This is a genomic window from Kamptonema sp. PCC 6506 (assembly GCF_000180455.1).
Taxonomy (GTDB): domain Bacteria; phylum Cyanobacteriota; class Cyanobacteriia; order Cyanobacteriales; family Microcoleaceae; genus Kamptonema; species Kamptonema formosum.
Genome location: NZ_CACA01000238.1, coordinates 1 through 16,412, shown reverse-complemented (window position 1 = coordinate 16,412; position 16,412 = coordinate 1). Strand labels below are relative to the sequence as shown.

Below are 16,412 nucleotides of genomic sequence, written 5' to 3'. Positions count from 1 at the left end.
ACCCTTCCTGCAAATCAGATAACTGTACAGTAAAAGTTGTCCAACCACCGCCACTAGCTACCTGAATTTTTCCGCCTAATTGTTCCACAAGTTTTTGCACTAAAGCTAAACCTAAACCCGTCCCCCCTTGCTTCCAAGGATCGGCATTGGGAACCCGATAAAACTTTTCAAAGATGTGAGGTAACTCCTCCGTAGGAATTTCTGATTGATTGCCAACAGTGAAATAAATTTGGGAACTGCCAATTGAAGAATGAGAACTAGGAGTGGGTGAAGAATTGGTTTCGACTGTTCTATTTTTATGCTTTTCCCTTCCTTTATTCCCTATTTTTGCTGTCTCATTTCCATTCTCTCGTTTGCAATTAACTCTCAGAGTAACTTCACCACCGTTAGGCGTATATTTGCAAGCATTATTGAGCAATTCTGCTAAAATCCGAGCCAGACTAGCACGGTTTGAAGTGATGGTAGGTAACTTGCGATCGCATTCAACTTGCAATATTTGCTGGCGATTTTGGGCTCTAGCTCTAAATGGTTCAATTATAGCAGGCAGCCAAGTTTGCAAATTAACTGATTCCAAAGCAATAGGATAAGCTGCTGCTTCCAAACGTTGCAAATCCAACAGAGCATTAATCAAATCTGTTTCTCTAGTACATTCCGCTTCCAGAATCCCTAAATAAATTTGTCGCCGCTCTGGTGTTGGAGAAATTTTTAACATATGAATCGCCATTTTCATATTTGCTAAAGGCGTTCGCAGTTCGTGGGAAACTGTACTGAGAAAGTCATCTTTAAGGATATTTAGTTGCTGAAGTTCTTGGACTTTCTGTTGTAATTCTGCCGTGCGTTCTTGGACTTGGCGTTCGAGATCGGTATTCAGATTTTGCACTTGTTCGTAGAGTTGTGCTTGCTGAATTGCGATCGCTACTTGAGTCGCTAATTGTAAGAGTAAATCAACTTCCGAAGGCTCCCACTGACGTGACTCTGCACACTGGTGGACGCACATCATTCCCCACAAATTACCATCTTGCAATATGGGAACAACAATCAGTGCTTTAATTTCCGCTTGTCTAAAACGTGCAAATTGCTCTGGAGACAGATTAGCTTTATCAATATCAGAAATCGCATATTTTTCTTGCTCAAATGCCTTATTGCATTCTTTCCAAATACTTTCGGGAACGAGATCTCCTAACATAGAAGGCCAATTAGAGGCGACTGATTCTGCTACGACAATGCCAATATCTCCAGGCTCTAAGCGGATGATCGTCCCGCGATCGGCTTGCAGCACTAGACGAACTTCTGCAACGGTGGCGTTGATAATTTCGTCGAGATTTAGAGATTGATGAATCCGCAGAGCAATCTTAGTTAAAAGGCGATCGCGTTGCAGTTGTGAGTGCAGTTTTGCTGTCCGTTCCCGCACTTCTTCTTCTAGTTTGGCGTTACGGCTTTGTAGGAGTTCTAGTTTTTCAGCTTGTAGTTGATATACTGACTGCTGCAATTGCTTGACAGCACGATACATTTCTGTCGGATCGAGCACTTGTAGCAAGCTAGTTTGGGTGATCAAACCCAAGAGTTCTCCTCGGCTGCCGCAGACAACTAATCGCTGCGCTTGTTGCTGCTGCATTTCTTTGTGAGCCACCCATAAGGAATCAGAAGGTTTTAAACTAGATGGGGAACTTCTCATCACCGTAGAAGCTGGTAAATTCTCAAAATCTAGTTCTAAAAACTGAGCCTGCACGAGATCGTATTCGGTGATAATTCCGCGCGGTTTTTGAAAGGAATAATAACAAATGGAGGTGCGATTATCCTTGGGCTTCTCCATTTTTAATTTTTTACTTTGGGTAATAACCAGGCAACTAGCCTGATGATCTGACATTAGTTGGGCTATACTCAACAGTGAAGCTTCTTGGGGTGCAGATATGGGCATAGTCATCAATTCTGTCACCCGGCGTAATTTCAGAATATTGGAGGGTTGCAGCACTTGACGAATCATTTCCTTGGTGAGTACGCCAACTAAGCGAGTCTCACTATCTACAATGGGTAAGTAGCGAATCCGGTGCTGGCGAAATAAGGATAAGGCAGTGAACACATCTTGGTCAGCGGATTCGGTGAGGGTAATAGAAGCTGGCGACATGACTTCGGCAATGGGAATTTTGTGTAGAGGGACTCCGGTGCGGCTGTTAATCTTGCCTGTGGCAATCAATCGGACAATATCGCCTTCGGTTAATATACCTAGTAGCTGCGAACCTTGATGGCTGTCGGAGGATGTTGCTCCCGCAAGCTCAGAGGCATTTTTCACTACTAGGACGCAGCGAGCGCGCACTCCTTGCCAAAGGGGAGTTTCGTCAATTGCCGTGATGTTTGAGGAGGAGTTGACTTTGGGTAGGCTGCACTTACTTTGTACTTGACCGATCAGGGCGATCGCTTCTTCCAAAGAAGTTTCGGGTGCCGCGATCAGGGGGTGACGGTCAATCGCTTGTTCAAGGGCCGATGAGTAAAGGGGCGGTTGGTGAAACTGCATAGTAAATCACAGCTAGAGCGCAGGGCATCCATTGGAGGGCGATCGCTTTCGCGACTGTTTTAGACAAGACTTACGTATTGAAGCCAAAGGGAAGGTTTTATGCTGTCTAATAACGATCCTAACTTCTGGGAACAGCGCTATCACGAAGGAACGACTCCTTGGGATTTGGGTCAAACTGCTCCCTATTTCGCTAGTTTGTTAAATTCTCCCTCAGCTCCACAACCAGGCCGCACGGCCGTTTTGGGCTGCGGTCGTGGTTACGATGCCGTGCTGTTTGCCGATCGCGGTTTTGAGGTTATTGGTTTTGATTTTGCTGCCTCTGCGATCGTAGATGCAACCTGTCTAGCTCGAGAAAGGGGTAGTAGTGCCCAATTTTTGCAGAGGGATATCTTTGAGTTGGCAGCGGAATTTCCCTCTAGTTTTGACTATATCGTGGAACACACCTGTTTTTGCGCTATTCCTGTTGAAAAACGCAGGTTTTACGTGGAATTAGTACATTCGCTTTTGCGTCCCGGTGGAGAACTAATTGGTCTATTTTTCACCCACTCCCGTCTCGGTGGCCCTCCCTTTGGAGTTACACCCGCCGAAATTCGTGAGTATTTTGAGGGGAAGTTTCAAATTCTTTCTCTGGCACCTGTAACTAATTCCGTACCAGCGCGTCAAGGAGAGGAACATTTCGCTCGTTTTCGCCGACTCTAAGTAGAACGCAGAGCGCACAAGCCTGAAGCTTGAAGACAAAATTTAGTTATCTAGAAGCGCAAAAGGTTAACGAAGAAGACCGAGGGAGTAGCTTTTCAAGCATCTAAATTTTACGTTTCAATATCTCCTCCTACTTAAACGAATTATTATCCCCTCAGAAGATTATGACTTTCCGATCTTCCTCTCTATTTTTAATTTTTAATTTTTAATTTTTAATTACCTCTACCTCCTTTTTTATTTTTAATTTCTAATTAGCTAAGTATCGCTTAGGCGTTGCATTAACCAGTCATATCTAGATTTAGCTAATTTGTTGTCTTCTAGGGCGGGTTGATTTGGTTCTTCTATTGAACTATCCTGGAACAGGAGGTAGTCGGGATCTTGACTGAAACGGTTGACTGTGCCCCGCAGTCTAGTGGAAAGAAATTTTGTGATCGCTCGATAGAACCGTAGAGAAAAAAGTACGTCTTGTTCTAGTTTTTCGGTTAATTTCTGTCTAGAAATTGATAATATTAGGCATTCTCCAATAGCTTTAACACTGGCAGAAGGGAGGCGGCCATCTACGAAAGACATTTCACCTAAAACCTCTCCAGAGCTAATTTTGCCTATTTCTCTGTTGCCTAAAGCTGCGACTGAAACACTCAGGCTGCCGTCGAGAACGATATAGAGCGCATCTATGGGTTTGCCTTCACAGATCAGCACTGTGCCTGCTGGAATTTGCTTGCGCGTGCCGTTAGCGAGCATCCAATCTATGTCGCGATCGCTTAATTCGCCTAAGATGACTAAAACTTTGCTCATAATGTAGGAGGGGGGATGCGTGTTGTCTTTTTATAGCTTATATTTTGATAGCTTGGTAATGTAACGGCATTTTTTAAGGAATTGCTTATGAAAACCGTTCTGATTGTGGAAGATAATCCGATTAATTGGCGAGTTTTTGAGAAGATTATAACGAAGCGGGGGGCAATGCTTGCCAAGCATACGGAAGATGTGGAAGAGGTTTTACACATGGCCTCTTCTGGAGAAGCTGATATTATTCTGATGGATATTTGTCTAGCCAACAGTTATTATCAAGGCAAGCCGATTAACGGTGTTGAGATCACTAGATTGCTGAAAGCAAACGAGCAAACAGCTAAGTTGCCTGTAATTTTGGTGACAGCTCTAGGTGAGAGCGATCGCGAGCAACTTCTGGCTCAGAGCGGTGCAGATGGCTTCATTGCCAAACCCGTAGTCGATTATCAAAATTTTGTGGAGCAGATCAAAGCCAAGTTACCCCAAGAATAAAGTCAAAATATTACCATTTAGAAGAAGAATACCTTAACGCTGAGAGCAAAACGAATGCGGAGAGGCGAAGTCTGGCGAGTTACTCTTGAACCTACTGTTGGCGATCGGCTCGTTAAAAAGTCAGGACTTAAGCACCCAATCAAAGAAACCGGGTTTTTTAATAAAAAAATAGCAACCGCCATAACGGTTAGGACATTCTCCCTCCCCCAAACCATTTCTAGTATTGCATTTTCCTCCTGCCTCCTGCCTACTGCCTCCTGCCTCCTGCGTGACCCACAGATGCTCTCAAAAACCCGGTTTCTGGAGCCTGAGCGTAAGTCATAAAAGTATTCATGAGCACCCTTTGGGACGCAATCATGGAAGAAATTACCGAAGCGTTAGTTACCCTCCTCAATCTGGATTGAATAACTAGGCAACAAGGTAGAAAGCATGGTATTGATAAAGAGAATGTCGGGCGCATTCGCCTATAGCAACTACTAAGACCGTTAGGAGATTCTTAATTGCTGAAACCTTTGCTTTTATTGCCTTCTACCTTCTCTCCTAGATAACCCAGATAACTAGAGCATTCCTCTCTCTTCCTTGTGCCATAAATGATTCCGCAACAACTCACACTCAAAAACTTTCTTAGTTACCGCGATGCAACTCTCGACTTTCGAGGGCTCCACACCGCTTGTATCTGCGGCCCCAACGGTGCAGGTAAAACCTCCCTTTTAGAAGCGATCGCTTGGGCAATTTGGGGTAACTGTCGCACCGCCTCTGAAGACGACATCATCCATATCGGCGAAACTGAAGTCCGCGTTGACTTCGTTTTCGCAACTCACGGCGAAATCTACCGCATCATTCGCAACCGCCGTCGGGGACTCTCAGGAACTCTAGAATTTCAAATTGCGACCGACTCTGCTGTTGTTAATGGGGAGATCAAGGCTGGCTCTTTTCGGACGCTGACAGAAAAAGGACTGCGGGTGACACAGCAGAAAATTATCGAACACCTGAAACTCGATTATGAAACCTTCATTAACTCAGCTTATTTGCGACAAGGGCGGGCGGATGAATTTATGCTCAAAAAACCGAGCGATCGCAAAGAAATTCTCGCGGGTCTACTGAAACTCGACCAATACGACATCTTAGCAGAACAAGCCAAAGAAAAATCCCGCGAATTTAAAGCTCAAGTTGAATTCCTACAAAAAAGTCTGTACTCCCTCAAAGGGCAACTGCTACAACGCGATGAGATCGCCACGAAGCAAACCAACCTCCAACAAATCACCGCTCAACTCCAACAACAACAAAATAGTAACACCGAAAAACTCCAGCAACTCCAAGGTCAGCAACACCAACGCCAAACCGGAGAAAAACTCCTCATTGGCCAACAGCAACAACATAGTAACATCGCCCAAGAATGCAATCGCCTCCAACAAGAACTCGCCACAGTCAAACAGCAGCAACAGGAAATTCAAGCCCTCCTGCAACAAGAAAGCGAAATTACAACGGGTTTAACCCTTTTTCAAAAGCTGCAAATCGAAGAAGAAACCCTTTCGGCTAAATTCAAAGCTCACCAAGAGGCACAAAACCAGCGGCAGCAATTACAAGAACAACAGCGGCAGATTGTGAGTCAAATCAGCGGCAAAGTTCAGCAAGTCCAAGCCCAATTAGAAACGTTAGAACAACAACAAAAAGAAGTTCAAGATATTCTCAATCAACAGCCAGAAGCAGAAGCTGGACTGGCTCAATTGCAAGCAGCAAGAACTCGCCTGAGTCAACTGGATCGATTACAGCTTCAAGTTGCACCCTTATTACAACGGCGGCAACAATTGCAAACCCAACTGGATCGGGCTCATGCTCGTTTGAGCGCTCGTTTAGAAGAACTTAACTCCAGAGCGCGATCGCAGCAAGCTACTTATCAACAAAAGCAGCCGGAATTACATCGGGAATTGCAAGCAGTAGCAAATCATATTTTACAATTAGAAAATAAGCGAGTTTATCAACAGCGAGTTACGGAAAAAGGACAAGAACGGCATCACTTTCTCAAAAGTCTTCAAGACAGTCAGCGCGACTTTGAAGCCCGACTTGCAGAATTAGACCAAAAAATTCAACTCTTAGGAATCCCCCCTAATAACATAGATTTGGAAGAGCAAAAATTATTACCAGAATCTGATATTTATCAGAACTTAAAGCTCAAAACTCAAGACTTACAACTTCCTAATTGTCCTCTGTGCGATCGCCCTTTAGACGAACATCACTGGAGCTTAGTAGTTACAAAACATCGCCATCAACAGCAGGAAATTTGGAATCAACTTTGGGTGATTCGGGAACAATTAACTATCTCGAATCGAGAGCTTGAAGTCCTCAGAAATGAGTATCGCCAACTAGGTGAAGAATTGGCTCCCTATGAAACATTGCGGGAACGCCGGGGTAATTTACAAGCCCAAATTGATGCTTTGGGAATAGAGCAATTGCGCGTGCAAGAATTATTAGCTGAAGCATCAGCTATAGAGAGATCGCTACGTAGCGGCGAATATGCAGCCGAAGATTATACAGAACTTCAACAACTAGAGCAAAACTTGCAGGTACTCAATTACAGCGAACAAAATCACGCCCTCGTCCGCAACCAAGAAAAAAGTTTGCGCTGGGCAGAAATTAAAATGAGTCGCATTAAAGAAGCTCAGCAAAAGTTACAGAAAATTAATAGCCGTCGCCCAGAACTTCACAGCCAATTAACCAGCTTTCAACAGCAAATACAGCAACAACAAACCGACTCAGAAATACAGCAACAAATTCAAAGTATTGATAGATATCTAGCCGAAATTGGCTATAGCTTAGAACAACATAGTAACATCCGCGCCGAACTGCGAAAAAATCAATTTTGGCTTTCCCGTGCCGAAAAATTACGTCAAGCTCAAAAACAGTCTCCGCAAATACAGCAGCGAATGAATGAATTAGGGAACTTAATTCAAGTACGATCGCAAGATTTAGAAACACTCAACAATCAAATCTTAGCGATTAGGCAACAATTACAACAAACTCCCGACACAGCCACCCAAATTGCCGAAATAGAACAACAAATACAGCATCGCCGTCAACAACTAGACCAAAACTTAGCTAGTCTGGGACGAATTGAACAGCAACAACAGCACCTTGAAAACCTTCAAACTCAGTGCGAAACTCAACAACAACAACTAGAAACCGCCCGCAAGCAATACCGAGTTTATCAAGAATTATCGCAAGCTTTCGGTAAAAACGGTATTCAAGCTTTCATGATTGAAAATGTCTTACCCCAACTCGAAGCCGAAACTAATCACATTTTATCTCGACTGAGCGCTAATCAATTGCACGTCCAGTTTATCACCCAACGCGCCGCCGCTTCCAAAAAAGCCACAAAATTAATTGAAACCCTGGATATATTGATAGCAGATGCTCGCGGTACTCGCCCTTATGAGACTTATTCCGGCGGCGAAGCTTTCCGAATTAATTTTGCCATCCGACTAGCATTAGCTAAACTTTTAGCACAGCGTGCAGGTACGGCTTTGCAGATGTTAATTATTGACGAAGGTTTCGGTACTCAAGACAGCGAAGGGTGCGATCGCTTGATAGCGGCGATTAACGCGATCGCCCCCGACTTCGAGTGCATCCTTGCTGTCACCCATGTCCCTCACCTCCGAGAAGCTTTCCAGGCTAGAATAGAAGTCAGCAAAACTCCCCAAGGTTCTCGCATTAACTTGTCAATTTGATGTTAAGTAGAAGGAAGAAGGCTTATACAGCTTAGCTAGCAAACACCAAAAACAGTTGAGCGATCGCCAAAGTAAAATGTAAAACCTTTCAGTCCTAGCTCCTCTTAGGGTTAGTATAGGCTTTAATAGATCGGTCATTAACTCCCGCTTTCTGCAATTTTTAGATTTTAGATTTTGAAATTTGAATAGGAAATCTACCCTCAGAGACGAAAGTTTGTTATGGTACTTGGCGGCGTGGGATTTAATAGCCCGTATTCAGGAAGTAAGAGTCACTAACTCCGGGATGAAGCCACTGAGTTTGCAAGAGTGATGTCAAAGCAAGCTGTATTGGTCAGTCTAAGTATTAACTTACTCCGTTACGAATTACGCGAGGATCTACTGAATAAGTGGGAAAGAAAATGTGCTGACTGCGGCGTTGAAAATCGGGCATTACAAGTTGAGTATATTCATCCCCAACCCAAGAGAGACAGCGATTAAGCATTTTAAGATTCACGATGTTTTTAATCGCTCGTGTCGTTTACCTCTCAGGGTTCAAACCACTGAGTTTGCCACTTACCAAACTTTTTATGACGAAAAAACAACCTTTACCCTGGTCTCGCTACATTCCCCCTGGGTTAACCCTTTGTTTAGGCGTTAGTTTATCGATTTTAGCCTTCGCCTTGATTTGGAACTGGGAAAATAGACGGCGAGATTACGAATTTAACCGTCGTAGCGACGATTTCGCGATCGCCCTAGAGCGTCAGCTTAATACAGATTTAGATGTGATTCTTGCTCTCGGCGACTACATGAGAGCTACAAACAAAGTAGATCGTTCCTCCTTTGCTCGGTTTGTCGCCCGTCCCCTCGCCATCCACCCCAGTTTGGAAATCCTCGCCTGGAGTCCACGAGTACCCAACACCCAACGGCAAAACTATGAAGCTAATGCCAGAAGCAAAACAGATCCAAACTTCCAGATTAGAGAGCGAAACTCACTCGGTAAGATAGTTAGAGCTAGCGATCGTGCTGAATATTTCCCCGTATACTACGTAGAACCTTTAGCCCAGAACCAGGAGGCTTTAGGGTTGGATCTAGGTTCCGAACCTGCTATCCGCGCCGCCTTAGACCAAGCGAGGGATACAGGAGAAATGGTTGTCAGTGAAAATATCGACTTAATTAGGGGCGATCGCTCTCAACCTGCCTTACTGACCATCCAACCAGTTTACCAAAACGGCTCTCAACCCAGCACGATTAGCGATCGCCGCAACTTATTACAAGGATTTGTACTAGGAATATTTCAAATTAAAGATATTTTTCAGACTTCTCTGAGAGGGCGCAACACCGAATATGTAAATTTTTACCTCACTAACAGCATTCTTAAAAAGCCAAATCAGTCAATACCTTCTATAGTCTTACCCAATATCGATGATCCAGACTTCCCCCCCTATCTACAGACAAATAACTTTGGGGTACTCTACGATTCCAGCACCCAAACAGTTGTTTCAGCAGGGCCGGAGGTAGAACAAGCAGCAAAGTTAAACTGCCCGATTCAAAACAATTCTGATTCGAGAGAAACACCTTGTAGGCTAGTCCTCAAGATTAGCGGTAGCCAGTGGTCGCTTTATATCTTAACAACCCCTGAATTTCGTAGGACTCAAAAACACTGGCGGTCTTGGGGTAGCTTAGTTATGGGCTTGCTGTGGACTCTCATACCTGTTACTTATATGTTGACCGCCCTCAGCCGCACGACACAAATCGAAAAACTCGCCGAAGAAAGTTCTAATCAAGCCAAAAAGTTACAACAAGCTTACAAACAATTGGAATTAGAACAAGCCAAATCCGAGCAACTACTATTAAATGTTTTACCCGCCCCGATCGCAGAGCGTCTCAAAGGTGACGAACACAATATAGCTGACACTTTTGGGGCAGTAACAGTGATGTTTGCTGATATTGTCGGCTTTACAGAGCTCTCCTCCCGTATCTCTCCCTCGGAATTGGTGGGAGTGCTCAACGATATCTTTTCCGCCTTTGACCACTTAGCCGACAAACACGGCTTAGAGAAGATCAAGACGATTGGGGACGCTTATATGGTAGTTGGCGGCCTCCCAGTGCCCCATTCCGATCACGCAGAAGCGATCGCAGAAATGGCCCTGGATATGTTGCAGGAAATTCGTAGACTCAGCGTCGAACACAATGAAGCTTTTAGCATCCGCATCGGTATTAACTCTGGCCCCGTAATTGCCGGTGTCATTGGCTTAAAGAGATTTATCTACGATTTGTGGGGCGACACTGTGAATATTGCTAGCCGCATGGAATCTCACGGTATGACGGGCTGCATTCAAGTGACAGCAGCCACTTACGAGCTATTGCGCCAGAAGTATGCCTTTGAGAAGCGGGGGGCTATCCAAATTAAGGGCAAAGGGTACATGACAACTTACTTACTTACTGGTAGGAGAGAGCAAAAGCAAAGCAGCGGTGGAGCCAGAGAGCGCGGAAAATTTTCTTAGTTAGCTAGTAGAGAATAATTAAACGTAAAATTAAGTATTTTCTCTTACTCTTCTTCCTCTGGCTTAAAACCACACTAACTACAGCAATAATTAGTAGTTTGCAAGATAGAAATATTTTTCAGATTGGAGTAGCATCCTCAGTGCTCTACCGTATTTTCACGGTAAGCGAATTTGTCAACAACCGCCTGCGGGAAATATTGAAGCTAGAAGTAGGCAAGTCTCGAATTTCTGACCAAACTACGTACTCACAAGGGTTTCAGCTCCCACGCGATCGATAGATATTGCACTTATCGATAAATTAACTGCTTAATGTAAAGATTTTCGACTTTACACAATCTTTAAAATTACGCGAAAACTCGTAGATAATTACGAAGAGTTTGTAAAGCTAGTGCCAACCTATTGCCAAGCACTCGTACGTATAGTCTATGATGATATTCATCAAGGAACCGTAAGGTTAGTGATATTGAACTCAGACATTTTTAAAAGGTGTCAGAGAAGATACAAATATCGCACCGAACCAAATAAAGAGAGGAGCTAATAGCTATCTTCAAATAGTTGCCATTTTCCCCTCTAAAACACTCGCTCTCATGGCGAGCTATCGAGGTGTGCCGTTGCTCACATATCATTATTCCTAGTATTTAACAGGAGCTACAACAGTGAAACTTGCATCTACTAATTTATCAGCAGTTAAATCTACTACCAAAGCCGGAATTATTGAACTGATCAAACAGCTAGTTCCTCCTGGTTCGCCAGAGCCTCAAGACTCTGCAATTCTTGCTGAATTGCAAACTCTGACAGTCAAGCTCATCGAAGCTTACAAGGCCGACGGACTATTAGAAACAGAGCCTTTTAGCGATGTACGCAACCGCACCCTTCACCTGTACGCACAGGAAGTTAAGAGCAAAGTACAAGGAAAAGTGGTACTCGTAACCGGAGGAGAAGGGTGCGTTGGAACTAACTTGATTAAAAAACTGCTCGAACTAGGTGCTAAGCGCATAGTTTCTGTGGATAAAGCACGATGTCATAACTTAGAAGGAGATATTCCCACTAGCACTCTAGAAGGAAAGATCATTTTCTATGCGGCTGATGTTCGTAACTCTGAGGCGCTAAGATATATATTTGATACAGAAAAACCCAATCTAGTCTTTCACCTAGCTGCTCAACGCCTACCCGGACTCGCTGAAATTAAAATTCGAGAAACTGCTACCACTAGCCTTTTAGGAACTAAACATATTATCCAACTTTGTGAAGAGTATGGTGTCCGCCAGTGCATTTTCTCTTCCACAGGCAAAGCTTCTCGCTATTTTACTACAGAAGTTTACGCCGCCTCCAAAAAGTTAGCAGAGTGGCAATTTGCTCAAGCAGCTCAAGAAGGAAATGTTACTTATGGGATGGTACGTTTTACCCATATGTTAGATAACAGCTCTTTCTGCGAGCAAATGGCTAAAAAAGTAGACCAAGGTAAAATAGTCAACGTTCACGCTCCGCACCGCTACGTAACTGCTCAAAATGTTGAAGAAGCAGTACATTTGTTGTTGAATTCATTAATTTTTTCCGTTCCCGGTAAACTAAAATTTTTAACAGTTCGCAATCTGGGCTGGCCAACGGAAACCCTGGAAGTTGCTCTTGCTAAAATTATTGAGTCTGGCAAAAATATCCCGATTTATTTTCAAGGACTTCTCCCTGGATATGAAGAACCCTTTTTCCTGGGTCAGTTTGACTGGAGCAATCCTACAGAAATTCACCTGTTAATGAATGTTTTGGAAAATGCCTCTCGAATAGTTGACCCTTCTGGAGAAATGGAAATTGCGGAACTAGCTCCTTTTTCTTTCCGCACATTAACTAAACAATTGTTCCGCCTGGAAGTATTAGTTACGGATGAAACTTTCCCAGAAGCTCAAATTAAGCCAGCTCTAGCAAATTCTGAAAGAGAGATAATTTCTTCGACTTTTTCTTGGACTTCAGCCCACGAACTCTTGAATATCTTAAAGTGGGGAATCAATGCTAAGAGGCTGCAAGCTGATGGAACTGACATCAATATCTACCAGGATATTCTAGAGCTACTTCTAGAAGGTTTACACGGCAGATTAAATAAAGAAGTTTTGAATCTAGCTAAGGTGACACCTGATGAATTTGATGACATGATTGAAAGTTTATCAAAGGTGGGTTCTATTCAACTAGAGGTGGCATATTTGCGCTCTGTATCCAGATATGTCCGAGAGTTTGCTCCTGTTGACAATGTGATTCAATTGAGGTCTCAAAAGGTATTAGCTAGCGTTGTTGGTGGTTAGTTGTTAGTTGTTAGTTGTTGGTTGTTAGTAGGAAAATCTAATTACCAATTATATAAGAAGGGACTAGGGACTAGGGAAAGAGGGGGAGATGGAGAGGATGGGTAATACCAAATCCGGGTTAGTCATCCCCTTTATTAGCAATAATCCGTCATTGTTCGCTGTGCTCCGCGCGTCAAGTGCAGCGCAGTTGCGAGGTACAAAGCAATCTGAGGGTGTTGCGAACGTAGTAAAGCAAACTAAGCCCGAAGCAATCGCAGAGACTAGGCGATTGCTTCGGGATTGCTTCGCGGAGCTCGCAACTGCGCGGAGCACAGCGAACAATGACAATAAAGGGGGTAGTAAAGCCGGATTTGGTATAATTAGCCATTAGCTATTAGCCATTAGCCATTAGCTATTAGCTATTAGCTATTAGCCATTAGCCATTAGCTATTACCAATTACCAATTACCAATTACCCTGTTCTGATGGAAATTAAAATTGCGATAGCTGCATTTGTTAATGTTGTTCTGTTTCTAATTGCAATTGGGCTTTTACTTCCGATTGCAGTTCTTTTTCTAGAATGCAGTGCAGCCTTTTTGCGGAGCTTCCGCAAAACACCAGAGACTGCAATTGTGCGTCCTCCTGTAGCGGTTTTAGTTCCTGCTCACAATGAAGCTACCGGAATTGGTGCAACTCTTTCGGCATTATTGCCACAGCTAAGAGCTCAAGATCGCCTGATAGTAATTGCGGATAATTGTACTGACGAAACAGCCCAGATCGCACGCAGTTTCGGTGCAACTGCAATCGAACGCTGCGATCGCGATCGCTTAGGAAAGGGATATGCTTTAGACTATGGACTGCGGTTTCTGGAAGCCGATCCGCCTACAGTTGTTGTCATCGTTGATGCAGACTGTATTTGCCAACAGGATACAATCGAGCGACTGGTTAGTGTTGCAGTTACTTCATCACAACCAGTTCAGGCAATTTATTTGATGGAAAAACCGCCCTTACCAAGTCCGAAAGATTCAATTTCTGCCTTAGCTTTTACGGTTAAGAATTTAGTCCGGCCGAGCGGATTAGCTCAGTTAGGCTTCCCCTGTTTGTTAACAGGTACGGGGATGGCTTTTCCCTGGTCAGTAATTCAGGAAATTTCCCTGGCTAGCGGTAATATTGTGGAAGATATGCAGCTTAGTGTCGATTTAGCGATCGCGAGACATACTACTATATTTTGCCCAGAGGCAAAAGTAATAGGTTGTCTCCCCCAGCAGCAGCAAGCAGCAACAAGCCAAAGGACTAGGTGGGAACACGGACATTTACAGACTTTGCTTACTCAAACTCCGAGACTGCTAAAAGCTGCGATCGCTCAAAGGCGCTTTGACTTATTCGCGATCGCTCTCGACTTATCCGTACCTCCCCTCTCCCTCTTAGTAGCGATTTGGGTTACAGCTTTGGGTGGAGCGTTATTAGCCGCAACGCTAGGAGCATCTTGGCTTCCCGCCCTTATATTAGCAATCGAAGGACTTTTGATTTTAATTTCGATTATCGCAGCTTGGGCTAAGTTTGCACGTAATGATATCTCAGCGACAACTCTTTTAGCTGTACCTTTTTACATTCTTTGGAAAATCCCTCTTTATCTGAGTTTTCTGGTGCAGCGTCAGACAAAATGGATTCGCACAGAGCGAGATGCAAGCTAGTCCCTTCTTCCCCTAGTCCCTAGCTATATGTTTGAGAAACGAGAGATCCACAGTACCAAAATTGACAACTAAAGCTACATTGAGATTTTCCAGAGATTTGACCAACCACCGCATATCATCTAGAGCTTTACCTTCATAGTGATTAAACAAAATAGAAAATCTCTTTTCTAACTCAGGTTTAACTTTGCGGGAAAGCAAGGCAATTTTGAGCAAAAGGCTTGTTGCTCTCACGGGCCCCAGGTTAGAAACCAGATCGTAAAATACATAGTGATTAGGCTTTTCAGGGCTTTCTACTACCAGAAAATCGAACAAATAGCGGCAAGTCTCAATTAGTAATAAGTTATTCAGCTTCTCAGAATCGCTCTCAGGAAAAGTGCTTTTTAGCTGCTTATATAAACGGTCATTAAATTGGCGTTTTCCGTAAGTAGGCTTAATAGAAGAGATCAAATACTCATATAAATCTTCCTTAAAAGCTGCGTAGGATTGCGTCTTTCTCGTGCGGACTAGAAAAAACTGAGCTGATTCTCGGTAAGTCTGAGAACCTTCAACTTTTCCTGCAAATTCCTTGACAGCAAAGTTCAGTTCAGCATCGCTCAAAAGGGTAGGGTTCAACACTGACTGCATTTGGCTGGCTGTATTTTGCGATTGCCTGACTAAATAAGTTAAATATTCGGACAACTCCATTTCAAATTGCCACTGTTTTTGAGATTGAATGTGTCGGATAGTTTGCCGATCTTCATAAGAGCTATCTCTACTTAGCAAACAATGACTGTACAAATAGGGATAGCGATAAATTAATTGACCCACAGAAGAATTAATCTCTTGTTTATTTACCTCTGCATCGGGATCTACTACTTTAACTAACCGCTCTAGAGCCAGATATTCTTCACTTTTTGTAAATAATTTCACCTGTTCTTGTAAGCGTTTAACTATGTAAAATTCTACCCCAGTGCGGGGTATATTATTCTTAAATAAAGATATTAAATCTGCAATCGCTACTTTATTTCGGGCGTGCAATTGCCAGCGGTTAATTAGAATGTGGCAGCAGCGGTAAAGGATATATTTAAACTGTAGCTCCTCGCGTTTCACAGAAATAATACTATATAAAGCTGCTTCTACTTTCCGATCGGGATATCCTCTGCCATCTATAAACAACTTGCGAAAGCGCTCTATTATTTCCGGTGGCGACTCTGTTTGTACGCAGTAAACTAGATGATCGTACAACATTTGCTCATCGCTAGAACCAGATTCTGATTCATACAAACTCGGAGCCATAATCGGCTTAAATTCTCTCTGTGGCTCTAGTTGTGTCGGTTCTTCAACAATTTCTGTGGGGATTACATCTCCGCTACTTTCGGAGATTTCAGAATCACTAAATTGACCCATTGAAACGTCATCATTAGGAGAATCATCTTGAGGTTTTGCTGCCACATTTTGACTGGAGATCAAAAACTTATAGTGTTCTCCGCTTAATTTTTTATCTGCTGTCCAGACTAAGGCATTCTGTAATTCTTGCCCTCTCAAGAGCCGCGAATCATCCACACAGTCTGAAGCTAACCACCCTACAAATGCTTCCCGATAGGGAGCTAGGTTTTCCAGTTCTTTTTCAACCCAGTTAGAATTAAAAACAGACTCATAAATGGGATTATAAACTTTTAAATTATTCTGATGCTTAACAACTAATCCTGACAGCCGCAATTCTATTTGTTCGGGAGAGTCATCAGCAACTCCCCCTTCGCCCCCCTTACTAAG

The 16,412-nt window shown here is 43.4% G+C and carries 10 protein-coding genes and 1 pseudogene; 8 read left to right on the top strand and 3 right to left on the bottom strand.

Features of this window, described 5'->3' with window-relative positions:
• On the bottom strand, positions 1-2,512 hold a 2,512-nt coding region (locus OSCI_RS12285; RefSeq protein ID WP_019487730.1), incomplete at its 3' end, for a CBS domain-containing protein.
• 99 nt (positions 2,513-2,611) lie between these two features.
• Between OSCI_RS12285 and OSCI_RS12280 the strand changes: the two genes are divergently transcribed.
• Positions 2,612-3,211: a methyltransferase domain-containing protein gene (locus tag OSCI_RS12280; protein WP_007355278.1), complete on the top strand. Its 600-nt coding sequence runs from the start codon at positions 2,612-2,614 to the stop codon at positions 3,209-3,211.
• Between the two features lie 255 nt (positions 3,212-3,466).
• Here the strand turns inward: OSCI_RS12280 and OSCI_RS12275 are convergent, their stop codons facing one another.
• Positions 3,467-4,006, bottom strand: coding sequence for a cyclic nucleotide-binding domain-containing protein (locus tag OSCI_RS12275; RefSeq protein ID WP_007355277.1), 540 nt, complete (start codon positions 4,004-4,006; stop codon positions 3,467-3,469).
• Positions 4,007-4,093: 87 nt separating this feature from the next.
• On the opposite strand from OSCI_RS12275, the gene OSCI_RS12270 reads away from it, so the two are divergent.
• The 7 genes from OSCI_RS12270 to OSCI_RS12245 all read left to right on the top strand — a co-directional run bounded on the left by OSCI_RS12270 (position 4,094) and on the right by OSCI_RS12245 (position 14,660).
• A complete protein-coding gene (locus tag OSCI_RS12270) occupies positions 4,094-4,489 on the top strand; it encodes a response regulator (RefSeq protein WP_007355276.1) in 396 nt (131 codons plus the stop codon).
• 590 nt (positions 4,490-5,079) lie between these two features.
• Positions 5,080-8,214, top strand: a complete 3,135-nt coding sequence (locus tag OSCI_RS12265; protein ID WP_007355275.1) for an AAA family ATPase — start codon at positions 5,080-5,082, stop codon at positions 8,212-8,214.
• A 309-nt stretch (positions 8,215-8,523) separates the two neighbouring features.
• Complete coding sequence (locus OSCI_RS29920) at positions 8,524-8,691, top strand: hypothetical protein (RefSeq protein WP_007355274.1); 168 nt, start codon at positions 8,524-8,526, stop codon at positions 8,689-8,691.
• Between the two features lie 89 nt (positions 8,692-8,780).
• Positions 8,781-10,697, top strand: coding sequence for an adenylate/guanylate cyclase domain-containing protein (locus OSCI_RS12260; RefSeq protein ID WP_007355273.1), 1,917 nt, complete (start codon positions 8,781-8,783; stop codon positions 10,695-10,697).
• 98 nt (positions 10,698-10,795) lie between these two features.
• Entirely contained in the window at positions 10,796-10,975 is a 180-nt protein-coding gene (locus OSCI_RS29915) for a hypothetical protein (protein WP_007355272.1), read from the top strand.
• Between the two features lie 378 nt (positions 10,976-11,353).
• The gene (locus tag OSCI_RS12255; RefSeq protein WP_007355271.1) at positions 11,354-12,988 is read left to right on the top strand and encodes a polysaccharide biosynthesis protein; all 1,635 of its coding nucleotides are present in this window, start codon (positions 11,354-11,356) and stop codon (positions 12,986-12,988) included.
• 463 nt (positions 12,989-13,451) lie between these two features.
• Positions 13,452-14,660: a glycosyltransferase family 2 protein gene (locus tag OSCI_RS12245; RefSeq protein WP_007355270.1), complete on the top strand. Its 1,209-nt coding sequence runs from the start codon at positions 13,452-13,454 to the stop codon at positions 14,658-14,660.
• A gap of 12 nt (positions 14,661-14,672) precedes the next feature.
• On the opposite strand, the pseudogene OSCI_RS12240 reads toward OSCI_RS12245, so the two are convergent.
• Positions 14,673-16,412, bottom strand: a pseudogene (locus tag OSCI_RS12240) (hypothetical protein); the annotation flags it as partial.